This window comes from Pseudoalteromonas sp. CO109Y (assembly GCF_004208935.1).
Classification (GTDB): Bacteria; Pseudomonadota; Gammaproteobacteria; order Enterobacterales; family Alteromonadaceae; genus Pseudoalteromonas; species Pseudoalteromonas shioyasakiensis.
In genome coordinates this window covers 165,033-187,539 of record NZ_SGPD01000038.1, presented here as the reverse complement: position 1 = coordinate 187,539, position 22,507 = coordinate 165,033, and the positions used below count along the sequence as shown (strand labels likewise).

General features: G+C 41.6%; 22 protein-coding genes. 17 read left to right on the top strand and 5 right to left on the bottom strand.

The window, feature by feature from the left end:
- Nucleotides 1-21: 21 nt before the first annotated feature.
- Together EXT43_RS15510 and EXT43_RS15505 are read right to left on the bottom strand one after the other, a co-directional pair.
- A complete protein-coding gene (locus EXT43_RS15510) occupies nt 22-795 on the bottom strand; it encodes an amidohydrolase (RefSeq protein ID WP_062566289.1) in 774 nt (257 codons plus the stop codon).
- Complete coding sequence (locus EXT43_RS15505; RefSeq protein ID WP_062566290.1) at nt 783-1,925, bottom strand: methionine aminotransferase; 1,143 nt, start codon at nt 1,923-1,925, stop codon at nt 783-785. The genes EXT43_RS15510 and EXT43_RS15505 overlap by 13 nt, the downstream gene beginning before the upstream one ends.
- A 99-nt stretch (nt 1,926-2,024) precedes the next feature.
- Here EXT43_RS15505 and EXT43_RS15500 point away from each other — a divergent pair, with 99 nt between their 5' ends.
- From EXT43_RS15500 to EXT43_RS15480, 5 genes are all read left to right on the top strand, one after another.
- Entirely contained in the window at nt 2,025-2,654 is a 630-nt protein-coding gene (locus tag EXT43_RS15500; protein WP_055020556.1) for a methylthioribulose 1-phosphate dehydratase, read from the top strand.
- Nucleotides 2,651-3,337: an acireductone synthase gene (gene mtnC / locus EXT43_RS15495; RefSeq protein WP_062566291.1), complete on the top strand. Its 687-nt coding sequence runs from the start codon at nt 2,651-2,653 to the stop codon at nt 3,335-3,337. The genes EXT43_RS15500 and mtnC overlap by 4 nt, the downstream gene beginning before the upstream one ends.
- Nucleotides 3,334-3,876: an acireductone dioxygenase gene (locus tag EXT43_RS15490; protein ID WP_062566292.1), complete on the top strand. Its 543-nt coding sequence runs from the start codon at nt 3,334-3,336 to the stop codon at nt 3,874-3,876. The genes mtnC and EXT43_RS15490 overlap by 4 nt, the downstream gene beginning before the upstream one ends.
- A 1-nt stretch (nt 3,877) precedes the next feature.
- Nucleotides 3,878-4,219 carry a gamma-glutamylcyclotransferase family protein gene (locus tag EXT43_RS15485; RefSeq protein ID WP_062566293.1) on the top strand — a complete coding sequence of 114 codons (342 nt, stop codon included), beginning with the start codon at nt 3,878-3,880 and terminating at the stop codon, nt 4,217-4,219.
- Nucleotides 4,220-4,314: 95 nt separating this feature from the next.
- Nucleotides 4,315-6,477 carry a winged helix-turn-helix domain-containing protein gene (locus EXT43_RS15480; RefSeq protein WP_062566294.1) on the top strand — a complete coding sequence of 721 codons (2,163 nt, stop codon included), beginning with the start codon at nt 4,315-4,317 and terminating at the stop codon, nt 6,475-6,477.
- A gap of 1 nt (nt 6,478) precedes the next feature.
- Here the strand turns inward: EXT43_RS15480 and mtnA are convergent, their stop codons facing one another.
- Complete coding sequence (gene mtnA / locus EXT43_RS15475; protein WP_130167380.1) at nt 6,479-7,507, bottom strand: S-methyl-5-thioribose-1-phosphate isomerase; 1,029 nt, start codon at nt 7,505-7,507, stop codon at nt 6,479-6,481.
- A gap of 145 nt (nt 7,508-7,652) precedes the next feature.
- Here mtnA and mtnK point away from each other — a divergent pair, with 145 nt between their 5' ends.
- Nucleotides 7,653-8,870: an S-methyl-5-thioribose kinase gene (mtnK, locus tag EXT43_RS15470; RefSeq protein WP_130167379.1), complete on the top strand. Its 1,218-nt coding sequence runs from the start codon at nt 7,653-7,655 to the stop codon at nt 8,868-8,870.
- Nucleotides 8,871-8,921: 51 nt separating this feature from the next.
- Here the strand turns inward: mtnK and EXT43_RS15465 are convergent, their stop codons facing one another.
- On the bottom strand, nt 8,922-10,406 hold the full coding sequence (locus EXT43_RS15465) for an FMN-binding glutamate synthase family protein (protein ID WP_130167378.1): 1,485 nt from the start codon (nt 10,404-10,406) through the stop codon (nt 8,922-8,924).
- Nucleotides 10,407-10,518: 112 nt separating this feature from the next.
- Nucleotides 10,519-12,297 carry a DUF885 domain-containing protein gene (locus EXT43_RS15460; RefSeq protein WP_130167377.1) on the bottom strand — a complete coding sequence of 593 codons (1,779 nt, stop codon included), beginning with the start codon at nt 12,295-12,297 and terminating at the stop codon, nt 10,519-10,521.
- Between the two features lie 359 nt (nt 12,298-12,656).
- Here EXT43_RS15460 and EXT43_RS15455 point away from each other — a divergent pair, with 359 nt between their 5' ends.
- The 11 genes from EXT43_RS15455 (at nt 12,657) to hemB (ending at nt 22,422) form a co-directional block, all read left to right on the top strand.
- Nucleotides 12,657-13,643: a GGDEF domain-containing protein gene (locus EXT43_RS15455; RefSeq protein ID WP_130167422.1), complete on the top strand. Its 987-nt coding sequence runs from the start codon at nt 12,657-12,659 to the stop codon at nt 13,641-13,643.
- Nucleotides 13,644-13,764: 121 nt separating this feature from the next.
- Nucleotides 13,765-14,520: a bifunctional demethylmenaquinone methyltransferase/2-methoxy-6-polyprenyl-1,4-benzoquinol methylase UbiE gene (ubiE, locus tag EXT43_RS15450; RefSeq protein ID WP_055020565.1), complete on the top strand. Its 756-nt coding sequence runs from the start codon at nt 13,765-13,767 to the stop codon at nt 14,518-14,520.
- A 28-nt stretch (nt 14,521-14,548) separates the two neighbouring features.
- Nucleotides 14,549-15,154 (top strand): SCP2 sterol-binding domain-containing protein, encoded by a 606-nt coding sequence (locus tag EXT43_RS15445; protein ID WP_058586104.1) that lies wholly within the window; start codon nt 14,549-14,551, stop codon nt 15,152-15,154.
- A 17-nt stretch (nt 15,155-15,171) separates the two neighbouring features.
- Nucleotides 15,172-16,773, top strand: a complete 1,602-nt coding sequence (gene ubiB, locus EXT43_RS15440; RefSeq protein ID WP_130167376.1) for a ubiquinone biosynthesis regulatory protein kinase UbiB — start codon at nt 15,172-15,174, stop codon at nt 16,771-16,773.
- Between the two features lie 76 nt (nt 16,774-16,849).
- Nucleotides 16,850-17,089, top strand: coding sequence for a Sec-independent protein translocase subunit TatA (gene tatA / locus EXT43_RS15435; protein ID WP_054562924.1), 240 nt, complete (start codon nt 16,850-16,852; stop codon nt 17,087-17,089).
- Between the two features lie 5 nt (nt 17,090-17,094).
- Nucleotides 17,095-17,427, top strand: coding sequence for a Sec-independent protein translocase protein TatB (gene tatB, locus EXT43_RS15430; RefSeq protein WP_054562925.1), 333 nt, complete (start codon nt 17,095-17,097; stop codon nt 17,425-17,427).
- Nucleotides 17,428-17,477: 50 nt separating this feature from the next.
- A complete protein-coding gene (tatC, locus tag EXT43_RS15425; protein ID WP_055198578.1) occupies nt 17,478-18,218 on the top strand; it encodes a twin-arginine translocase subunit TatC in 741 nt (246 codons plus the stop codon).
- On the top strand, nt 18,219-18,758 hold the full coding sequence (locus EXT43_RS15420; protein ID WP_130167375.1) for a hypothetical protein: 540 nt from the start codon (nt 18,219-18,221) through the stop codon (nt 18,756-18,758).
- On the top strand, nt 18,758-19,540 hold the full coding sequence (locus EXT43_RS15415) for a TatD family hydrolase (protein ID WP_130167374.1): 783 nt from the start codon (nt 18,758-18,760) through the stop codon (nt 19,538-19,540). Before EXT43_RS15420 ends, EXT43_RS15415 begins: the two co-directional genes overlap by 1 nt.
- A 1-nt stretch (nt 19,541) precedes the next feature.
- Complete coding sequence (locus EXT43_RS15410) at nt 19,542-21,398, top strand: diguanylate cyclase (protein ID WP_130167373.1); 1,857 nt, start codon at nt 19,542-19,544, stop codon at nt 21,396-21,398.
- Nucleotides 21,399-21,411: 13 nt separating this feature from the next.
- Nucleotides 21,412-22,422: a porphobilinogen synthase gene (gene hemB / locus EXT43_RS15405; RefSeq protein WP_130167372.1), complete on the top strand. Its 1,011-nt coding sequence runs from the start codon at nt 21,412-21,414 to the stop codon at nt 22,420-22,422.
- Nucleotides 22,423-22,507: the final 85 nt, after the last annotated feature.

Sequence of the window (22,507 nt, the reverse complement as noted above, 5' to 3'; positions counted from 1 at the left end):
TGAGTATGCGGCTTCGAGCAATTACAGTAACTGAAATTGATCAGCATCTAAGTGAGCAGGAAACGCTCTTCGAAAGTCATCAAGCGGTGACTTTTCTAAGCGCTGAATAATGATACCCGATTGATCATCTTCAAGCTTAGCCAAGGTGTCGCCTTTAAAATCATAAACGGCAGTACCACCACTGTGGGCAACATTATTACCATCAGCACCAATGCGATTCACACCCACGACATAACAGAGGTTTTCCATTGCGCGTGCTTTTAGAAGAGTATCCCACACATGGCGACGTGCCGCCGGCCAATTAGCTACGTTGATCATCACATCGTAGTCGTTGCAATTACGCTGAAATACAGGAAAGCGTAAGTCGTAACACACTTGCGGCAAAATGCGAAAATCATTGATTGCGAATATCTCGCGCTGCTCGCCTGCTGCGACGAAATTGCCTTCGTTACCTAAACAGAATAAATGGCGTTTGTCGTAATATTTCACTTCGCCATTTGGCCAAACCCAATAAAAGCGATTAGCCTTTTTGTCGCCTTTTGCAACTAAAACAGAGCCTGCAACCACAGCATTTTTTTGCTTAGCTGTAGCTTTTAACCAACTAAGTACCTCGCCTTGTTCTGGTTCGCTGCAATCTAGATTAATCGCAAAACCCGTGGCAAATGTTTCTGGCAAGACAATTAAATCAACTTGCTCGTTAAAACTGTTAAGCTGCTCTGTAAAGTGCGCAAGGTTGGCGCTTTTATCAAGCCAATGCAGTGATGACTGCACTAAAGCTAAGGTTAAAGTTGGCATAAAATCTCCGCGGCACGTTTTAATGTGTCATCATTTTTAGCAAAACATAAACGAATCACTTTGTCGCTGCTTGCGCTGTTATAAAACACACTGAGTGGTACAGCTGCAACACCCGCTTGCTCAACCAGCCATTGGCAAAACTCAACATCATCAAGATCAGACACATCACTATAATCGAGTAGCAAAAAGTAGGTGCCTTCACTTGGTAATATTTTAAAACGGCTTTGCGCTAGTGATTCGCTGAGCAAGTCGCGTTTTTGTTGATAAAAACCACTAAGTTCATCAACATGTTCTGGCTCTAACTCGAGCATATCGGCTAGTGCATGCTGGGCAGGCGTAAAGCTTGAAAAAGTCACATATTGGTGAATTTTACGAAACTCCCCCATTAATTGGGCAGGTGCAACACAATAACCCATCTTCCAGCCGGTGCTATGAAAAGTTTTGCCAAAGCTTGAGATCACAAAACTGCGTGCAAATAACTCAGGGTCGGTCAGCGCACTTAAATGCAAAGCGCCGTCAAAGGTAATGTGCTCATACACTTCATCGCTAATTACATATAAATCATGCTTAGTAACAAGCGCTTTAAGGGCATTAATATCTTCTGTTTTAAAGATTTTACCGCTTGGGTTATGTGGCGTGTTGATGATGATGACACGTGTTTTGTCTGTTATAACATCAGCTACAGCTTGCCAATCGATTTTGTAGTCTGGCGCATGCAAAGCAACATGAACTGAGCGACCGCCAGCAAGCTCAATTGCCGGTTGATACGAGTCATACGCGGGGTCAAATACCACAACTTCATCACCCTCTTTAACAAGCGCTTGAATTGCTACGAATAATGCCTCTGTTGCCCCTGAAGTGACGGTAACTTGTTGCTCGTAATTTATGTTGTTATGGTATTTTCTAGCAATCAAAGCCGCTATTTGCTGTTGTAGCTTTGCAACCCCACTTGAAGGCGCATATTGGTTTACCCCCTCAAGTACATAATGATTGAGCTGTTTTTTTAGTAATTCTGGTGCATCAAATTCAGGAAAACCCTGAGATAAATTAAGCGCTTGGTGCTTATTTGCTAGAGCGGTCATTTGACTAAAAATACTGGTGCCTAAATTCGGCAATTTACTTTCAAACACAGAGGTTCCTTAAAGATGGTTTTGCGCCCGAAGCGATGCTATCATTGCTTAAAACAGATGTATAGCCGTCTAAATAACTTTTAGAATGTCGAGGAATATATGCATAACAATACCGCTATTTCAGAACTAATTGAAGCTGGTAAATGGGTAAGCCAACGTGGCTGGGTCCCTGCTACTGGTGGTAACTTTTCAGCCCGCACTGCAAGCGGTTATGTCGTCACAGCAAGTGGTTTCGATAAAGGTCAACTCGGCACTCATGCATTTATTGAATTTGATCATGAAGGCAATCGTACTAAAGGCTCTGGCAATCCATCAGCTGAAACTGAGCTACATTTGAATATGTATAAGCTGATCCCATCAGCTAAATTTGTTTTGCATACCCATTCTGTTGCAGCAACTGTGTTATCGCGTGTGATCAAAGGCCACGCTATCAATTTGCATGGCTACGAAATGCAAAAGTCTTTAAGCGGTGTCAAATCGCACTTAGATACCTTAACTATTCCTATTTTTGATAATGACCAAGACATTGACCGTTTAAGCTTACTAGTCAGTGATCATCACCTTCACACCCCTATTGAGCATGCTGTATTAATTCGTGGCCATGGTTTATATGTCGTTGGTCGAGATATCAAAGAAGTACTTCGCCATTTAGAAGGCTTAGAGTTCCTATTTAGCTGTGAGCTTGAGCGCCTAAAACTAGAAGGTATTCAAGCTGGAGTTCAGCCATGATCAAAGCGATTTTAACCGATATTGAAGGCACAATTACCCGCATTTCTTTTGTTAAAGACGTATTATTTCCTTACGCGGCAGGGCAATTACCTGAGTTTGTAAAGTCACATCAAACAGACCCGGAAGTTGCAGCCCAAATTGAGGCCGTTAAAGCACATATTGAACAACCCGAAGCCGATATCGACACGGTCATTAAACATTTAATTCATTGGATTGAAACAGATCAAAAAATTACCCCACTCAAGCAGTTGCAAGGCTTAATTTGGCAAACGGGCTACGAGAGTGGTGATTTTACTGGCCACCTTTACCCAGATGCTTATGACTTTTTACAAGCCCAAAAACAAGCTGGTAAAAGTCTATATGTCTACTCATCAGGCTCAGTAAAAGCCCAACACCTGATTTTTGAGTTTTCTGATTACGGTGATGTTAGACCTTTATTTAGTGATTACTTCGACACTAAAGTCGGTGCAAAACAACAGCAAAGCTCTTATGAGAATATTATCGCCGAGCTGCCATTTGACGCTGCCGAAGTATTGTTTTTAAGCGATGTGGTGGCAGAGCTTGATGCTGCTAAAGCTGCTGGTCTTGGCACTTTACACCTTGTTCGCGATGGCCAAGCAGTAAGCGATGCTCACCCATATATCAACGACTTTTCGGAATTTAGTGCGGAGCTTTTAGCATGAGCCAATTAACTATTTATAACGATAATAACGCAAACAACATACTGTTTCACAGTGAAGACTTAAGCGCGATTGCGAGTGAGCTGAATGCGGTTGGCGTTCGCTTTGAGCAGTGGCAAGCAACGGCACAAATTGACCAAGAGACCAGTCATGACGCTATTTTAACTGCTTATGCTAAAGATATAGAGCGCTTAAAAGCTGAAGGGGGCTATCAAACAGTGGATGTTATTTCGCTTGCTAAGGGTAATCCCAATGCCAGCGAACTACGCGGTAAGTTCTTGTTTGAACATACACATAGCGAAGATGAAGTTCGTTTTTTTGTGAAAGGCCAAGGTTTATTCTGCTTACACTTAGGCGACAAAGTGTATCAAGTGCTTTGCCAACAAGGCGACCTAATTTCAGTACCAGAACTCACACCACATTGGTTTGATATGGGCAGCGACCCTGAATTCACAGCAATTCGCTTATTCAATAATACCGAAGGTTGGGTCGCTAAAAGTACTGAGTCAACTATTGCTACCAACTTCCCACTGCTGGACTAACATGGAAAAGCTATTCTCGTACGGTACCTTACAGTACCCGCAGGTTCAGCTTGATACCTTCGGGCGTTTGCTCGAAGGTCAACCTGCTACGCTAACTGGGTATGTCATTGGTGAAGTCGAGATCACCGACGAAGCCGTACTTAAAAGTAGTGGTCAACGTTTTCACCCGGCTTTAATCAAAACAAGTAAACCAAGTGATATTGTTAATGGCACTATTTATTTAATCACCGAACAAGAGCTTGCTCAGGCAGATGCTTACGAAGTAGATGATTATCAGCGAATTGCAGAAACATTCCAATGTAACAACCAAGCTTGGCTATATGTTGCAAAAAACAGCCTTTAATTTACAAATATAAAACAAAAAGACCCAAATTAAGAACAAAAGCTGCTATTATCCTCCCCATTAATAAGTACTAATTATTTGCTAAAGGACTAAACATGGGGTCGGCATTTTCACCCTTACGCGATACCGTTATTTATGTGGGTGAGTGGCAACTTAACACTCAGCAGCAAACCATCAGCGATGGCACTCATAAGCGTGAACTAGAACCTTTATTATTTAAATTACTGTGTTTCTTTATTGAGCATAATGATCGCATTATCACTCGCCAAGAGCTGGTTGAGAATATTTGGCAACAAAGCTTTGTTGATGACAATGCCATTAACCGTGCCATCTCTGAACTAAGAAAAACTCTTAAATCAGAAAAACAGCCCGGGCAAACCATTAAAACCCATTATCGCAAAGGTTATAGTCTATTTATTGAAGTTAAGCCTCTTGATCACACTGTGAGTACTGAGCCGCTAAAAACAGAAAATGTAATAACAGTAGATAAAGACGCTGATACTCAAGTTAAACCTACGGCCATTAATGAACAAAAAGCGCATTCTTCACGCTGGCCATGGCCTTTTGCAGCGTTAGTGCTTGGTTTATTGATTACTGCTATTTGGTTATTTTCACAACAGCCTAAAGCAAATGATGAAGTACAAAACGAAGCGCCATTTTTAGACCTGCAAGCTGAAACCATTTCATGGCATAAAGGCTCTCACTATCGTTTAATGCTAAGCCATGACAAAACTAAGCTTGCTTATATTCTAGAAAATGATGGTCAAAGTCTTTTTGTCGTCGACCTAACCACTAAAAAAGAATACGTGATTGCCTCTGGCAATATCTTTTTACAGGGTTGGTCTGAGGATGGAGAGCGATTATTTTACGGCTCTTGTGAAAACAAAGACTACAGCGATTGCATCACTTGGCAAGCAAGCAACCTGTTATCAAGTGAAGCGTTAATAAAGCCACGTATCAACCAATCTTTACTTAATTCTCAGCCAAGTCAGTACATTGAAGTGGGTGATGTCGCAATTTCGAGGCGTAATAATTACCGTGGCTTAACACATTTATATGCTTTATATGCACAAGATTTAAAAACCGGTGAAGAAATTCGCATCAGCACACCCAATATCACTGGCACTGGGGACTTTATTTTAACAACTATAAAAAACCCGAGCCGCATCATCTTTGAGCGCCATAATGTTGGCCAAGTAGAGATATACATGGCGAATTTAGATGGCAGCTCGCTAAAGCTTTTAACTACCAACGATTACCGTGCATGGGTAGCCACATATGATGAGCAGACCAACTCACTAATTTGGTATAGCCGCGGCACATCAACTATTGAATCATTCTCTTTTGATAGTATGAGTCGACAACCCGCTATAACAGCGCCAGTAAAACGAGCAAATTATGCTTACCCTTTAAGCAAAGAAAGTGTGTTGATCAGTACTGACCTTCACGATAAAGATGCCGCAGTCTTTGACCTTAATTCAAAAACAATGAGCTACATCGCCACAGCGAATAAGCATGAAGACGACTTAGTCGCATTAGCCAATAATGATGTGTACTTCTCTGACTTTGAGTTTTCAGAACGACAACACTGGCTCAGAAAAGCAAACCAATACATCAATATCACTGGCAAAATTGGTGAAGATAGTTCAGTAATTGCAGCAAATAGTGACAGTAGCCGACTTGTTAGCTTTAATAAAGCCGATCAGCAATTAACATTATTAAATGCTGCTGATTTCTCAGAAATTAAGCACTGGACACTTCCTGGTAGTACCAAGCTGGCAGCTATAAGGGGTAACAAGGTTGCCGTGCTATATACCGATCTTAGCAATCAGCTAAATCAAATAATGATTCTTCACACAAACAGCGATGAAGTGATTAAAAGCACTATAGATACACCCCTAGCTATTGCATGGTATGACGATACACAGCTGATTGTGCATTCTAAATACGATAAATACCTGCTTTTAGACAGCGATAACAACACCTATAGTGAGCTGACTACACCAGACAAACTAACTGAGTTAAAGCCTTCTATTGTGTCGATGGCAAGTAACCTACATAGTTTGTATATCGCCACTGATACTGAAGTTTTCAGCATTAATTTAGCCACAATGCAGGGCGTTGAGTCAGTACTTCAAATGAAGCCTTCTCACTATATATCGCGCCTTAATGCTAAAAACGACAAGCTGGCAGTGACCTTCTTAACTGCCAACAATCAAAATAGCATTGAGCTCTACACTAAAAAAAGCGCAGAGTAATTTACGACTTTAACTGTTTTAGAATACCTTGCTCGATATCGGACTGGTTATAAACTCCGCTATCGAGCACCCAGCCTGTGACTAGGCTCGCCGGTGTAACATCAAATGCTGGGTTATAAACCTTCGCGTTAGTCGGTGCCCACATTGCTTCACCAAAACTACCACTAACACCGCGCACTTCATTAGGGCTGCGTTGCTCAATTTCGATATCTGCACCACACACCGTTTGTGTATCAAGTGTAGTAAGTGGCGCAACGACATAAAATGGAATGTTATGAAAACGCGCTAACACTGCAAGGTTATATGTGCCGACTTTATTGGCAAAATCACCGTTTGCAGCAATACGGTCTGCCCCTACAAAGATTTTATCTACTTTGCCCGCAGCCATTAAACTCGCCGCCATGTTATCGCAAATCAAGGTATAAGGAATTTGCCAGCGCTCAAGCTCAAAAGCCGTTAAGCGGCCGCCTTGCAGTAACGGCCTTGTTTCATCAACCCAAACATGAATGTCACCATGGCGTTGCTGAGCTCTATAAATAACCCCTAATGCAGTGCCGACACCCGCAGTCGCTAACGCACCAGTATTACAGTGGGTTAAAATGTTATCTCCCTTATTTACCAAAGCCGCACCACGTTCTGCCATACTATCGCAAAGGGCAATATCTTCTTTAAATAACTGCTCAGCAGTAGAGACAACAGCTGCAACATAATCAGTCTCTGTTAGCGCTACGCGTAACTTGGCCATGCAGTGCATAAGGTTTACCGCTGTTGGGCGTGTTGCTTCAAGCTCATCTATAGCAACCGCTAGTGCTGATTGACTCATGCCTTGCTCAGCTAGGTGTGCAACCAATAAGCTAGCACCTAAGCCGATTAAAGGCGCTCCCCGGATTCTCAAAGTCAAAATCAAATCTTTCATCATTTCAACATCGTTACATACATGCCAATGCTGTTGATGTGGCAACAAATACTGATCAAGCACGGTTAGCGTACCTTGCTGATATTTAATACTGCTGGCGATGAGATCTTGCATACTGAATCCGAATAACTAATGAATAACTAATTTAAGTGAATAGTTATTTTACATCAGTTTTGATAACTAACAAGCTAGATGTATGGACATCTAAACGGTTACAGGTATAGAATGCTCAAAGTTAATTGTATTACGAGATAGAGCCATGGCTAAATACACTGCCTTTAATGCAGAGCATGCTGTTGATTACATTAAAGAACTTGTTAAAAGTGAATTAATTTCAGTCTTCCCTGCTGATGCAACACTGACTGCATACGAGTTTGGAGACGGAAACTTAAACTTAGTTTTTCGGGTTGCTGATCAGCACAACAACAGTGTAATTCTAAAGCAAGCACTCCCTTATGCCCGCTGCGTAGGTGAGTCATGGCCATTATCGTTAGACCGCGCCAGAATCGAAGCCGAAGTATTGATTAATCATGGTAAGTTATGCCCAGAGCATACCGTGGCGATATTGCATCACAATGTAGAGCTGGCATTAACCGTGTTAGAAGATTTAGGTGAGTTACAAATTTTACGTGGCGCACAAATCAATGCAGAGCAATTTCCATTATTGGCCAGCCATGTTGCGCTCTACTTAAGCCGTACAGGCTTTTATAACTCAGACTTTTACTTATCTGCTGAAGATAAAAAAGCCAAAGTCAGCCAATTTATTAATCCTGATTTATGTAAGATCACAGAAGACTTATTCTTTACTGATCCGTACATTGAGCATGAGCGCAATAATTTCCCAACTGAGCTTAGTGAGCACGTCGAAAGTATTCGAAATAATGATGGTTTAAAACTGGCCGCAGCGAAATTAAAAGCTAAATTTTTATCTTGCCCGCAAACTTTATTGCATGGCGATATGCACAGTGGCAGCATTTTTGTTGATAGCAAAACCACTAAAATGATCGACCCAGAGTTTGGTTTTTTTGGCCCTGTTGGCTTTGATATCGGCTCATTTATGGGTAACTTGCTACTAAATTACTGTGCCCAAAACGCCCGTATTACAGAGCAAGCAAAACGCCGTCAGTATCAAACCCATTTATTAACCTGCTTACAAGACTGCTATAGCCAATTTGAGCAACACTGGCTAAACCTAGCAAGCAGCGAAGCAACTGATATTAGCTTTGCAAACCGCGCCTTTAGCGAAGATTACTTACGACACGTATTGCGTGATGCGATTGGCTACTGTGGCGCTGAACTTATTCGCCGTACTATTGGTTTAGCCCATGTTGCAGATATAGACGGTATTGAAGATGCACAAGCTCGTTTAGCAGTACAACAGCAAACGCTCGTACTTGGCGAGCAACTGATGCTCAATGCCACAAGCTGTAACAATAAAGACGAGTTCTTTTCTTTATTAATCAGTTTATTAAACTGATAGTCAAAAAGTAAAAAGGCGCTTAATGCGCCTTTTAATTATTCAACAAGATTATTTATTGTAGTGCTCATACATTTTATCGAGCGGCTCTGATAAACCATTTTCTTGTACCACTCGCACATGCTGGCGAGCTAACTCGCGGGCACTTGATACACCACATGAATGAGCAATCAGCCCTGCACCATAATGAATAAACTTATTATAATTAGCGACACGTTGTGCCTTATCGGTCACATCGAGGCCTCGCTGTAAGCGTTCATTATGAGTCGTAATACCGGTCGGGCAGGTATCTTTATTACATTGTAGAGCCTGAATACAACCAAGCGAAAACATATGACCACGCGCCGAAACAATAAAATCAGCCCCTAGCGCCAATGCCCAAGCCACTTTTGACGGTACGATTAGCTTACCCGATGCAATCACTTTCACTCGCTCTCTGAGACCATGTTTTTTTAGCAGATCAACAACCAAAGGCAGGCTCTCTCGTAGCGGTAAACCAACTGAATCCATCAAGGGTTGAGGGGCTGCGCCCGTACCGCCGTCGGCACTATCAATAGTGATAAAGTCAGGGGCAGATTCAATACCACGATTATTAATTTCGCTGAACAAGGTTTCGAGCCAAGTGTATTCACCAATCACCGCTTTAAAACCGGTTGGCTTACCTGTGGTACTGCGTACCGCTTCAATCATATCGAGTAAATCTGCTGGGCATTTAATTTCTGGATGACCATTTGGACTAATCGAGTCATGCCCTTCGGGAATACCCCGAATTTTTGCAATTTCAGCGGTCACTTTGCGCCCTGGTAACATACCCCCTTTACCGGGTTTAGCACCTTGACTCATTTTAATTTCGAACATTTTAACTTGTTCGTGATCAGCAATCGCTTTGAGTTTTTCGGTGCTTAATTTACCGTGCTCATCTCGAACACCATATTTTGCCGTGCCAATCTGAAACACAATATCTGCACCACCTTCAAGGTGGTAAGGGCTGAGCCCTCCTTCGCCTGTATTCATCCAACAGCCCGCTAACTTTGCACCTCGCGATAGTGCGCGCACCGCTGGCTTAGATAAGGCACCAAAGCTCATGCCAGAAATATTAAATAACGAGTTTGTTGTATAAGGAGCTTGGCAATAAGGCCCTAACGTGACTTCGCTCGGGTCGAGTGCATCTTCATCTAAAGTTGGGAACGCACAGTTCATAAACATCACCGTTCCCGTTGCTTCAAGACTTTGGGTTGAACCAAAGGCCGTAGTGCGGTCAACATTTTTCGCAGCGCGGTAAACCCAGCTTCGCTCAGCACGATTAAATGGTAGCTCTTCCCTATCCATGGCAAAAAAGTATTGTCGGAAGAATTCACCTTGGCGTTCAAAAAAATAACGAAAGCGGCCGATCACCGGGTAATTACGGCGAATCGCCTGCTTAGATTGCGTCACATCACTAATGTAAAAGCACACAATCACCAGCAAGCCTATGCCTAGTGCAAAAATAAACAAGCTGGCAAAAACATCGATACTAAAAATTATAAAATCACTCATCCAAGGCCCCTTTGTGAAATGACATCCTTCAAAGCATATAAGGTGTTTATATTACGTGCAATAAACAAAAAAGGCGTGATGTAAGTCACGCCTTTTCGTTTCTTTTATGCCGCTATGCTGCTCGTTTGGCTAATTCAGCTTTAATATAAAGTTGAATTTGCTCTTCGAGCACTGACATTGGCACTGAGCCATGACGTAATATTTGATGGTGGAATTCGCGAATATCGAAATCTTGACCAAGTGCTTGCTCAGCTTCGTGGCGTAAACGTTTAATTGTTAGCTCACCTATTTTGTATGACAACGCTTGTGCAGGCCATGAAATATAACGGTCGGTTTCGGTCTTCACGTTATGTAATGATAGCGCGGTATTTTCGCTCATAAACTTCATTGCGCGTTCGCGGCTCCAGCCATACATATGCATACCTGTATCAACCACTAAACGTGCTGCACGCCACATTTCATAGGTTAAACGACCAAAATCACTGTATGGGTCTTGATAAAAGCCCGCTTCGATACCTAAAAACTCCGAATATAAGCCCCAACCTTCACCAAATGCCGACAAATATGCATTACGGCGATAGCTTGGTAATGACTCAAGTTCAGCATTTAGCGAGATTTGTAAATGATGCCCTGGTACAGCTTCGTGTAAAGTTAATGCTTCAAGAACATACAACGGGCGCTTATCTAACGCATAGGTATTAACCCAGTAATAACCCGCTTGATCATCACGGCGAGAACCTGAGTAACGGCCGGTTGTATATTTAGGGGCAATACTCTCTGGCACTGGCGCAACACCGTACGGCATTCTTGGCAAGGTGTGGAATAACTTAGGTAACTGCGCATCCATTTTCTTGGCGATGTAAGACGCTTCTTTTAGCAAATCTTTTGGTGTTTTTGCGTAAAATTGCGGATCAGTACGTAAAAAGTGCACAAAATCAGCAAACGAGCCTTCAAAGCCTACTTTCTCAATAATTTTTTCCATTTCTGCACGAATACGCGCAACTTCTTGTAAACCCAGTTCATGGATTTCTTTTGGCGTCATATCTGTGGTGGTGTAGTACTTAGCGCGATTTTCGTAAAACGCTTTGCCATTCGGCGTACTTGAAATACCAATATCTGTACGTGCACCCGGTTGATACTCATTGTTAAAGAAGGTTAAGTAACCTTGATATGCCGGAATAACTTGTTCTGTGATAATGGTTTGCGCTTGCTTTTGTAGCGCTGCAAACTCGCTATCACTTACACCTGCCGTGTTATTTAAAAATGGTTTGTAAAATTCAGACTGTGTCGCATCATCAACAATATAAGCCGTGATTGAGTCTTGATAGCCTTCTAAAACAGCCTTTGGTTGAGTTAAACCTACTTCAAGACCTTTACGCATCCAGCCGATATTTTGCGAAAAGTAGCGAGGAATTTGCTGTAATTTAGCAAGATATAGCTGGTAATCTTGTGGTTTTGTGTAATCTGAGCTTGATATCATAAATGATAGACTAGAGTGGAAACCATACTCAGATGTCAGCGGCATATAGTGCGCATTAAACACATATTCATCGACACTATTTTGCACTTGGCCACGCAAAATAGTCAGGTTAATGCGGTTTTCTTCCGATAACTTATCACGGTCGATAGCGTCTAGCTCGGCAAGTAGCTCAGTATTCTTCTTGTATTTTTGTTCTAAAAATTCAGCCGATAGATTTTCTAATAAATAACCATCAACGCCATTTTCTTTACCATATGGGCTGATGCTTTGGCGGTAATTAACAATATTTTCGGCTACTTGAGTAAATTGCTGATCAGCATCAATATTTGTTACCTGACAAGCGCTTAAAGTACAAGCTAAAGCAACCGCAATAACAGAACGGTTTAAAGTTCGCGACAGTGTTTGTTTCATAGCATTCTTTTTAGTTTTAATCAGTATCGCTAAAGTAGCGCAGCACTGGCTAAAACCCAAGCAAATGCGACCAAGCTCAGGTTAAATACGCTCAAATTAACAGCGTTGTGTAAATAAGAATGAGCAAGGTTTAAGCAATTTTTAATTACACTTGTTAAAGTTGTTGAGAAAATCAGCTAATAGACACAAACGAAACAAATTTAAGTTCCAAAATTAGCGATTTTGCTTTTAAATAGACTGATTACAGATTACTGTAGACTCGGTATTTATGCTTGGAAGCAAATAAACTTTACGGAAGAGATGATTAATTGGTTGATATGCGTATTTAGTGGTATTGAAAAATGATGTTCCATGATCCCATGGCTATTGCTCAAGAAAAAATGACAAAGGTATGTATCTTTTTAGAACATCATGCATTACCGCCGTCACCACTTAACTACCAAGTTGTTTACACCTACGTCAGCCAGTCTGACCCAAAACTTAACGCCGCTATTGACCGTGCCATCGCACAAAGAAAAACCATCGATTGTGTCTATGTAGAACAGCTTTATTTCGATTTTATAGAGCAAGGCCATAAAATGAAAACCGCCATTGTTCGCAACGTTGATTCCGTAATTAACACTCTTTCACGTAATGCTAGCAATAACGAACAAAATATTGTGCGCTTTGCTGATCAAGTTAGTGACTGTGTGCATTCAATCGATGAAAACAATATTGAGCAAACGCGTCACGCATTAAAAATGCTCAGTAAGCAATCAGAAGTGCTGCTCAATCAACACCGTCAATTTAAGCAAGAAATAGCAAAAGCCAAATCGCTGCAAGAAAAAACTCAAAAACAACTCACTCAATTACGCAAACAACACATTACCGACCAACAAACTGGCTTATATAAGCGCCACTATTTGAATCAACAAACCCAACTCTGGGTCGGCCAAAATAAAGCGGTTTGTGCTATCTCTATTCACATTGAGAACTTAAATCATTTTATTGAAAACTATGGCGATGTCATTGGTGAAGTCATTTTGAGTAAAGTCGCCAAGCAAGTGCAAAAGTACGTACAAGAAAGCGGTTTACCTGGGCGCACAAGTAAAGATGAATTTACCATCTTACTTGCTGATATAGAGCCTGAAACTGCAAACTTAATTGCCGAAAAAGTACGAAATGGCGTAGAAAAGCTGCGCTTTGTGAGCTCCAAAAATGGCACCAAACTTCCTGCTATCACCCTAGCCCTAGGTATCGCTAAACATGAAGGCGATGGCGACTTTAACAGTTTAGCTCGTAAAGCCTCTTTAGCAGCCGCTAAAGCCAAGTCGCTAGGGCAAAGTAGTTTTATTGCCGGCCAATAAAGTTCAAAACTGCGCTAAGTCATGAAAAGCCACGCTAATCTGATGATTTAGTTATAATCAAATTGCACCCCACAGCTACAATCAAGTACACTAGTCTTTATTGCCACGATAGAGATTAATCATGAACGAGAATCAAGAAAAGACCACGCATTTTGGCTATAAAACCGTTGCTGAAAACGACAAAGCATCAATGGTTGCAGATGTATTCCACTCAGTCGCTGCAAAGTATGACGTAATGAATGATCTTATGTCGTTCGGTATTCATCGTTTATGGAAACGCCAAACTATTGCAAGTTCAGGTGTTCGCAAAGGTCACTATGTATTAGATCTTGCCGGCGGTACAGGTGATTTAACCGCTAAATTTAGTCAGCTAGTGGGTGAAACCGGTCAGGTTATCTTAGGCGATATTAACTCTTCAATGCTGAAAGTTGGCCGTGAGAAACTGCGTAACCTAGGTCGTGTTGGCAATATCGAATATGTTCAAATGAATGCAGAAGCATTGCCATTTCCTGATAACAGCTTCGACTTAATTACGATTGCCTTTGGTCTTCGTAACGTGACCGATAAAGATAAAGCTCTGCGTTCAATGTATCGTATTCTTAAGCCTGGTGGCCGTTTACTCGTGCTTGAGTTCTCAAAACCAGAACAAGAAATATTAAGTAAAGCCTACGATTTCTACTCATTTAATATCTTACCTAAGATGGGTGAGCTGGTTGCGAATGATGGCGAGTCTTATCAATATCTTGCTGAATCAATCCGTATGCATCCAGATCAAGAAACATTAAAAGGCATGATGGAAGATGCTGGTTTTGAACAAACCAGTTATCAAAACCTTACTGGCGGTATTGTTGCCCTTCACCGTGGTTTTAAATACTAAAAATTCTGTAAATTAAGTAGGTAACGCGATGTTAGCAAACGCTCTGTTATCACTAGTCGAACGAATCATTAATCAACTGCTGCAGTTAGACCCTCAGTTAAAGGGTAAGCTTGCAGCAATTGCTGATAAACAGCTGTTGATTGAGATACGTGATTGGCAACAGTCAATTTTGTGTGTTTACAGCGACGAGCAAATTCACTTATACAGTACGCAAGAGCGTAGTTTTGATTGCATGATCAGCGCCGATATCGACACCTTGTTGGCGCTTAAAGATCCATCAATGCTCACGCAACTCATTCGCCAAGATAAGCTCGACTTACAAGGCGATTTAAATCTTGCGCAAGGCTTTAGCAATGCCTTTGCTGAGCTTGATATTGATTGGCCAGAACATTTTTCTCGGTACATTGGCGATGCCCCAGCACAACAGTTGTGGCTCTCTATTCAAGCTTTAAAGCGTCGTGGTTCACAAACAAAAAGTAAGTTAGAAAACACCTTAACAACGCTTTGCCAAGATGAGTTAGCAGTGACCATACACCCTCTTGAGCTTGCTGAATTTAAACAGCAAAACCGCCAATTAAAAAGCCAAGTATCTCAATTAGAGATGCGAATTAACGCGCTGTTACAGTCTCGCTAATGCGCTAAGGAACTTGTGTGTCGTCTGCTCGTCTTTATTACATCACTAAAACCCTACTGAGCTATGGCTTAGACGAATTAATTCCACGTAAACGAGTGCCTTGGTTTGCCAAACTCGCCCGTGGCAGCTTATTTTGGTTACGCGACCAACATAAAGATAAACCTGCAGGTATGCGCTTACGACTTGCTTTGCAAGAGCTTGGCCCAGTGTGGATCAAGTTTGGCCAAATGCTTTCTACACGCCGTGATTTACTCCCTCATGATGTCGCATTAGAGCTTGCACTACTGCAAGATCAAGTTGAGCCTTTTGAAGGTGAACTTGCCCAGCAGCTTATTGAAAAAGCGCTGGGTATTAATGATATTAGTGAATTGTTTAGTGATTTTTCGCAAACACCTTTAGCATCAGCCTCGATTGCACAAGTTCACACGGCAACCTTAATTGATGAGCATGGCGCACCACAAGATGTGGTGATTAAAGTCATTCGCCCTAACATTAAAGAGCAAATTGATGCCGACTTAATGCTAATGCAAAAAGTCGCACGCTTAGTTGCTAAGTTATTAAAAGAAGCCAAACGTTTACGCCCTATTGAGGTAGTAAACGAGTACAAAAAAACCTTGCTCGATGAGCTCGACCTAATGCGCGAAGGGGCGAATGCGATTCAGCTACGCCGTAACTTTGAAGACTCAGATTCGCTCTACATTCCTTTTGTTTACAGCGACTACAGCCGCAGTAACGTATTAGTAATGGAGCGCATTTACGGTATTCCAGTATCTGATACCGAAGCATTGCTGGCACAAAATACCAATATGCAGCTGCTAGCTGAGCGCGGTGTTGAAGTATTTTTCACACAAGTATTCCGTGATAGCTTCTTCCACGCTGATATGCACCCAGGTAATATCTTCGTTTCTCGTGAAAACCCTCATAACCCCAAATACATAGGTATTGATTGCGGTATTGTTGGCACCCTTAATCGTGAAGATAAGCGTTATTTAGCAGAAAACTTTATTGCCTTTTTCAATCGTGATTACCGCCAAGTAGCACAGCTACACGTTGATTCTGGCTGGGTACCCGCCGATACCAGCATTGAAGAGTTTGAATTTGCCATTCGTACTGTGTGTGAGCCAATTTTCAATAAACCACTGGCCGAAATCTCGTTTGGCCATGTGTTAGTCAACCTGTTTAATACGGCTCGTCGCTTTAATATGCAAGTTCAACCGCAATTAGTGTTACTGCAAAAGACGCTGTTGTATGTTGAAGGCCTTGGCAGACAACTGTATCCACAGCTTGATTTATGGAAAACCGCTAAACCTTTTCTAGAAGATTGGGTCAAAGAACAAGTTGGTCCGCTTGCAGTAATGAAAAAAATGTATGCGAACTTGCCATTTTGGGCAGAAAAAATGCCTGAATTACCTGATTTAATTTATCAAAACTTAAAGCGTCAACAACAACCTGTACAATTGCCAGCGCCGCAATCTGCTAAACCTTTGTTACTCAGCATCTTTGCTGGCAGCTGCTTGATTGTTTCAGGCTTATGTTATTTGCAGCATGACTTAGTTGCCAGTGCAATTACCGCAGGCTTTGCTGTAGCAGGCTTTATTGCAGCATGGCGTAGCGCATAAACTAAGTGCTATTTATGTTTTGGTGAGTATAATCGAGACAAGTCTATTCGATAAATTTGAAAAAACGGAGTAACCCATGGGTTTTGGTGGTATCAGTATTTGGCAATTAATCATTATTTTGGCAATCATCGTGTTGTTATTTGGCACAAAAAAACTTCGTGGCATCGGCGGTGATTTAGGTAGCGCAGTAAAAGGCTTTAAAAAAGCCGTGTCTGATGATGACCAAGCTAGCGCTAAAAGCGAGCAAATAGAACAAGCTTCTAACACGCAAAACAAAGAAACCGTAGAGAAAAGCAAAGACGACCATAAGGCTTAATCAACATGGGGATGTGGGAACTTGTTGTCGTACTGATCGTGGGTCTAATTGTATTAGGCCCAGAGCGCTTGCCTGTGGCAATTCGCACGGTTAGCCGCTGGGTAAAAACCTTAAAGTCAGTCGCCAACTCAGTGAAAGCAGAAGTGAACGAAGAACTCCGTATCCATGAGCTTCACGAAAACTTAAAAAAAGCAGAGCAACAAAACTTGCAAGAACTATCTCCAGATCTGCAAGACTCTGTAAACGAACTTCAAAAGGCTGCTCAGTCAGTCACCCACAGTTACAAAAAAGACACGCCTGAAAAAGCAGAAAGTAACAATAATGACGAAAAAAAGTGAATTTAATCTCTGCTTTTGTGGTCAATAACAATGATGATGAATAGTAAACTATGACCGAGCAAGCTCACACAGGCTTTGTTGGCCACTTAATTGAGTTACGAAATCGACTCATGAAAGCTTTGTTAAGCATTTTGCTAATATTTATCGCCTTGGTGTACTTTGCCAACGATATATATAGCTTTGTTGCAGCACCACTTATTGCAAACTTGCCTAGCACTGCCACCATGATCGCAACGGATGTAACGGCACCTTTTTTTGCACCGTTTAAACTCACCTTATTTGTGGCGTTATTTGCTGCTATTCCTATGATACTGCACCAAGTTTGGAGCTTTATAGCACCTGGCTTATATCAACATGAAAAGCGTATGCTAATGCCAATTTTGGCCTCTAGCATCTTGCTATTTTATAGTGGTATCGCTTTTTGCTACTTTGTGGTGTTACCTATTATTTTAGGGTTTTTCACTAACACTGGCCCTGATATGATGACATTAGCGCCTGATATTAGTAGCTATTTGAGTTTTGCTTTAAAACTGTTTTTTGCTTTTGGTATTGCGTTTGAAATACCTGTTGCCATCATGCTGTTATGCTGGAGTGGCGCAACAACAACGAAAAGTTTAAAAGAAAAACGGCCTTATATCGTGGTAGGTGTATTTGTAATTGCTATGTTCTTAACACCTCCTGATGTACTGTCACAAACATTACTAGCATTACCCATGCTGTTATTATTTGAATTAGGTTTAATTTTGGCTGCATTTTATACCGCCAAACCTCAACAGGAATCAGAGGAATAAATGAAAAAACAACTCATTCCATTAGTTGCACTGTTAACGATTACTGGCACTGCACAAGCAAACGAAGTTAACTTACAAGCACTACAAGCGTGTACTTTTGTTGAAAATGATTTTAACCGCTTACTTTGTTACGACAACGTGATGGCAGGTAAATCACTATCAAAGCCTGCGACAAAAAAACGAATTGAACAACCTGTTGCAAGCTCAGCTGCAGCTGCTTCCCCAGCACCTGTTGCCGCAGCAGGAGCTACAAATGAACAAATCGTAAGAACAAAAAATGAAGACTTTGGTTTAGAGCATAAAGAAGTTGCTAAAGTAAACGATGACCAAATTAGCGCTAGTGTAAAAAGCGTGAAAAAAGCCCCTTACGGTGAGCTCATCATCGAACTTGATAATGGTCAACAATGGCGTCAAGTTGGCTCTGATAGCTTACGTCTAAAAAAACAAGATGTTGTGGTTATTGAACGTGGCGTTTTCAATTCTTTCCTTTTAAAAGTTGAAGGCCAAAACCGTTCGATTCGTGTTAAGCGCACTAACTAATGAGCATTTCGCTGGTTGATGCTGGCGTCAACTTAAGCAATCATCAATTTGATGATATTCATGAAGCTGTGTTACAACGTGCCGCTGAGGCAAATGTAACGCAGCTGCTTCTTATTGGCTGCGATCTGCAAACTAGCCAAGCCTCTCTTAACCTAGCCAAAAAATTTAAGCAATTTTGCACTGCAGGAATTCACCCTCATGATGCAAAAACCGCCGACGAACACCTTGAAGAACACTTAACAACGCTTAGCCAAAACCATGAAGTAGTTGCTATTGGTGAATGTGGCCTCGATTACAATCGTGACTTTTCTCCTCGGGACGTTCAGCGTAGCGTTTTTAGACGCCAACTGCAGCTTGCTGAGCAGCTGAATATGCCAGTTTACTTGCATGAGCGAGATGCTAGTGAAGATATGCTCGCAATTTTAAGTGACTTCAAAGTACGAGGCGTATTGCACTGTTTTACGGGGGATGAAAAAGCGCTCCAAAGTTACCTAGCAATGGGGCTTTATATCGGTGTTACGGGTTGGGTCTGCGATGAACGCCGCGGTGAGCAATTACAAGCCTTAGTGCCATCAATCCCTTTAGAACGCTTGTTAATCGAGACTGATGCGCCTTTTTTAATGCCAAGAAATATTAGACCAAGACCGAAGTCTCGTCGCAATGAACCTCAGAACCTTCCTTATGTGTGTCAGCAAATTGCTGATTTAAAAGGCTGTGAATTTACTGAAGTGGCAAAACAAACTACACTAAACTTTCAGCAATTATTTTCCATAAAGGGTTAAGATGAAGCGCCTATGGTCACTTTGTGGCGTACTCTTCGTTTTTTTATTTACTCCTTATTTATTGGCTAACCCACTTATTGTTAGCTCACAATTTAAGTCTCAACATACGCTAAATGTTGAGTACACCCTTGATCCTATTACTCAACAACAAGCATTTAGCAATGCTAATGTAAAATGGCTGAAAAACCGAGGTGAAACCTTAAATCTAGGCATGACTTTAAAGCCTCTGTGGCTCAAGCTATCGATAAAAAACACCTCATTAGATGATGTACCGCTGATATTATCGATAGATAACCCTTTACTCGATGAAGTGAGCGTCTTTCACCTGCAAGGTGGGCATGTGTTATTTAACACAAAAATAGGTGACGCCGTTCCTTTAGCCAATCGGCAAATTAAAAATGAATCGCTGCTAGCCTCATTAACTATTCCAAAAGCCAGTCATTCCGAAATCTACCTAAAAATTAAAAACAACGGTGGCCTAAGAGTACCTCTAAGCCTTTGGAGCCCCTCTGAATACCTAAAACATAAAAGTAAGTTCAATTTATTGTACGGCTTATTAGTCGGTTTTATTTTATCGCTCGCACTCACTAATTTAGTACTTTATGGCTTTTCTAGACGCCGCTATTTCGCCTACACAGGGTTATTACTTACCTTACTTTGGTTGTCGTTAGCCTACCTTTATGGCTATGGTTATCGTTACTTACAACCGAGCGGTTCATCGTTTCAACAACTCACCATACCGAGCCTATTTTTCATTTGTGGTGCGTTATTTGTGCCATTGCAAAGCTATATATTTGGCTTTGCCAAATCTCGCTTAAATCGCTTTCAGTATTGGCTAGCCTGGGTTGTGGTGCTTGTCACCGTAATAATGTGGTTCTTACCAATTCATATTGCAATTACACTTTGCTTATTAAGTTTACCTGTGGTGCTTATCATCTTTGCAGGCATTGCTCTAAAGCAGTTTAACCGTGAGTATAAACAGCCTTGTAGCGCTTTTCTAATCGCCCTATTCGCTTTCTTCTGCGCCATTATTTACAGCGCTCTTGGGGTATTTAACCCGTTTAATTTAAATATCGGAGTGCTTTCACTTACCTTTATTTGCTTTTTGGTTTGTAGCTTAAGTTTAAGCTATGCAGTTATAAAACTGTTTTTGATGCAGCGCGATGCTGAAGTTGCAGCACAACAAAATGCCTTAGCTGAGAGCAAAGCTAAAGATACTTTAATGCGCGAGCGCCTTGAACTGCAAGAACAAGCTCGCCAAGACCTTGAAGCGAATATAGAGGAGCGTACCTTTGAGTTACAAGTGACATTACGCGAGCTTGAAGAGAAAAACCGTGAGCTTGAACAACTCAATATGGAAGACGCGCTGACAAAAACCAAGAACCGCCGTTACTTCGATAAAAAGCTACTAATGGATATTCGTCGCTCGCGACGTGAACAAACACCTTTAGCCATCATCATGTTAGATATTGACCATTTCAAAGTAATTAATGACACCTACGGTCATTTAACCGGTGATCAAACCATTCAATCAGCTGCCGATGTCATTAAACAGCACCTGAAACGACCTCTTGATGAAGTGGCGCGCTACGGAGGCGAAGAATTTGTCGTGCTGTTGCCTAATACGCCACTGACAGGTGCATTAGAAATTGCCGAACAAATACGCAAAGCAGCCCAAAATACTGATATAATAGTTGCCGGAACAACGATTAAATTTACTTTGAGTGCAGGTGTTTACAGCGCAATTGCTGAAGACATTAATAACCCAAGTTTATTCACTGACTATGCCGACAAAGCCTTATATCATGCCAAGCAAACAGGTCGAAATCGCGTAGTGAGTTATCCTCTACCAGACTAGGAGTATACAAAGCATGGCCCAATCAGGACTCGACCTTTTCCCTTATACACGTATGCGCCGCATGCGTCGTGATGACTTCTCTCGTCGCCTAATGGCTGAAAACCAACTAACTGTTAATGACCTTATTTTTCCTGTATTTGTGTTAGAAGGTAAAAACCGCCGCGAAGCTATTGAGTCTATGCCTGGCATTGAGCGTCTTTCTATCGATTTACTACTTGAAGAAGCAAAAGAGCTTGTTGAATTAGGTGTCCCTGCTGTGGCAATTTTCCCGGTAACACCGAGCGATAAAAAATCTCTACTTGCTGAAGAAGCCTATAACCCAGATGCATTAGCACAACGCACTGTCCGCGCGCTTAAAGAAGCTTTTCCTACACTAGGTGTGATCACAGATGTTGCACTTGACCCATTCACCGTTCATGGTCAAGACGGCATTATCGATGAAGACGGTTATGTGATTAACGATGTAACAACTGAAATTTTAGTTAAACAAGCGCTATCGCATGCCGAAGCTGGGGCTGATGTAGTTGCGCCATCAGACATGATGGATGGACGTATTGGTGCAATTCGTGAAGCACTCGAAGCCGAAGGCCATATCCACACTCGTATCATGGCTTACTCAGCTAAATACGCTTCAAGCTACTATGGCCCATTCCGTGATGCGGTAGGTTCTGCAGGCAACTTAAAAGGTGCCGATAAAAAGACCTATCAAATGGACCCTGCCAACTCTGATGAAGCGATTCGTGAAGTAGCCCTTGATCTGCAAGAAGGTGCAGACATGGTGATGGTAAAACCAGGTATGCCATATTTAGATGTAGTACGCCGCGTAAAAGATGAGTTTGGTGTGCCCACATTTGCTTATCAAGTAAGTGGTGAATATGCTATGCATAAAGCAGCCATTGATAACGGTTGGCTTGCAGAAGATGCAATAATCATGGAGTCATTATTAGCATTTAAGCGCGCTGGCGCCGATGGCATCCTGACTTATTTTGCAAAACAAGCTGCAAAATGGTTAAAAAACAACTAACTTAAAAAAATGTTCTTAAAATAGGTCATTATTTCTATTTTATTAACATTTTGTATTTAATTTGTCATAGATTTTTCTTAAAGTA

Coding starts and splice junctions, on each gene's coding strand:
- mtnA (WP_130167380.1), bottom strand. CDS start 7,507: ATGCAAGATCTCATCGCCAGCAGTATTAAATATCAGCAAGGTACGCTA.
- EXT43_RS15410 (WP_130167373.1), top strand. CDS start 19,542: ATGAAGCGCCTATGGTCACTTTGTGGCGTACTCTTCGTTTTTTTATTT.
- tatB (WP_054562925.1), top strand. CDS start 17,095: ATGGGGATGTGGGAACTTGTTGTCGTACTGATCGTGGGTCTAATTGTA.
- tatC (WP_055198578.1), top strand. CDS start 17,478: ATGACCGAGCAAGCTCACACAGGCTTTGTTGGCCACTTAATTGAGTTA.
- EXT43_RS15455 (WP_130167422.1), top strand. CDS start 12,657: ATGGCTATTGCTCAAGAAAAAATGACAAAGGTATGTATCTTTTTAGAA.
- EXT43_RS15445 (WP_058586104.1), top strand. CDS start 14,549: ATGTTAGCAAACGCTCTGTTATCACTAGTCGAACGAATCATTAATCAA.
- tatA (WP_054562924.1), top strand. CDS start 16,850: ATGGGTTTTGGTGGTATCAGTATTTGGCAATTAATCATTATTTTGGCA.
- hemB (WP_130167372.1), top strand. CDS start 21,412: ATGGCCCAATCAGGACTCGACCTTTTCCCTTATACACGTATGCGCCGC.
- EXT43_RS15500 (WP_055020556.1), top strand. CDS start 2,025: ATGCATAACAATACCGCTATTTCAGAACTAATTGAAGCTGGTAAATGG.
- EXT43_RS15510 (WP_062566289.1), bottom strand. CDS start 795: ATGCCAACTTTAACCTTAGCTTTAGTGCAGTCATCACTGCATTGGCTT.
- EXT43_RS15460 (WP_130167377.1), bottom strand. CDS start 12,297: ATGAAACAAACACTGTCGCGAACTTTAAACCGTTCTGTTATTGCGGTT.
- ubiE (WP_055020565.1), top strand. CDS start 13,765: ATGAACGAGAATCAAGAAAAGACCACGCATTTTGGCTATAAAACCGTT.
- mtnK (WP_130167379.1), top strand. CDS start 7,653: ATGGCTAAATACACTGCCTTTAATGCAGAGCATGCTGTTGATTACATT.
- mtnC (WP_062566291.1), top strand. CDS start 2,651: ATGATCAAAGCGATTTTAACCGATATTGAAGGCACAATTACCCGCATT.
- EXT43_RS15465 (WP_130167378.1), bottom strand. CDS start 10,406: ATGAGTGATTTTATAATTTTTAGTATCGATGTTTTTGCCAGCTTGTTT.
- EXT43_RS15420 (WP_130167375.1), top strand. CDS start 18,219: ATGAAAAAACAACTCATTCCATTAGTTGCACTGTTAACGATTACTGGC.
- EXT43_RS15485 (WP_062566293.1), top strand. CDS start 3,878: ATGGAAAAGCTATTCTCGTACGGTACCTTACAGTACCCGCAGGTTCAG.
- EXT43_RS15415 (WP_130167374.1), top strand. CDS start 18,758: ATGAGCATTTCGCTGGTTGATGCTGGCGTCAACTTAAGCAATCATCAA.
- EXT43_RS15480 (WP_062566294.1), top strand. CDS start 4,315: ATGGGGTCGGCATTTTCACCCTTACGCGATACCGTTATTTATGTGGGT.
- EXT43_RS15490 (WP_062566292.1), top strand. CDS start 3,334: ATGAGCCAATTAACTATTTATAACGATAATAACGCAAACAACATACTG.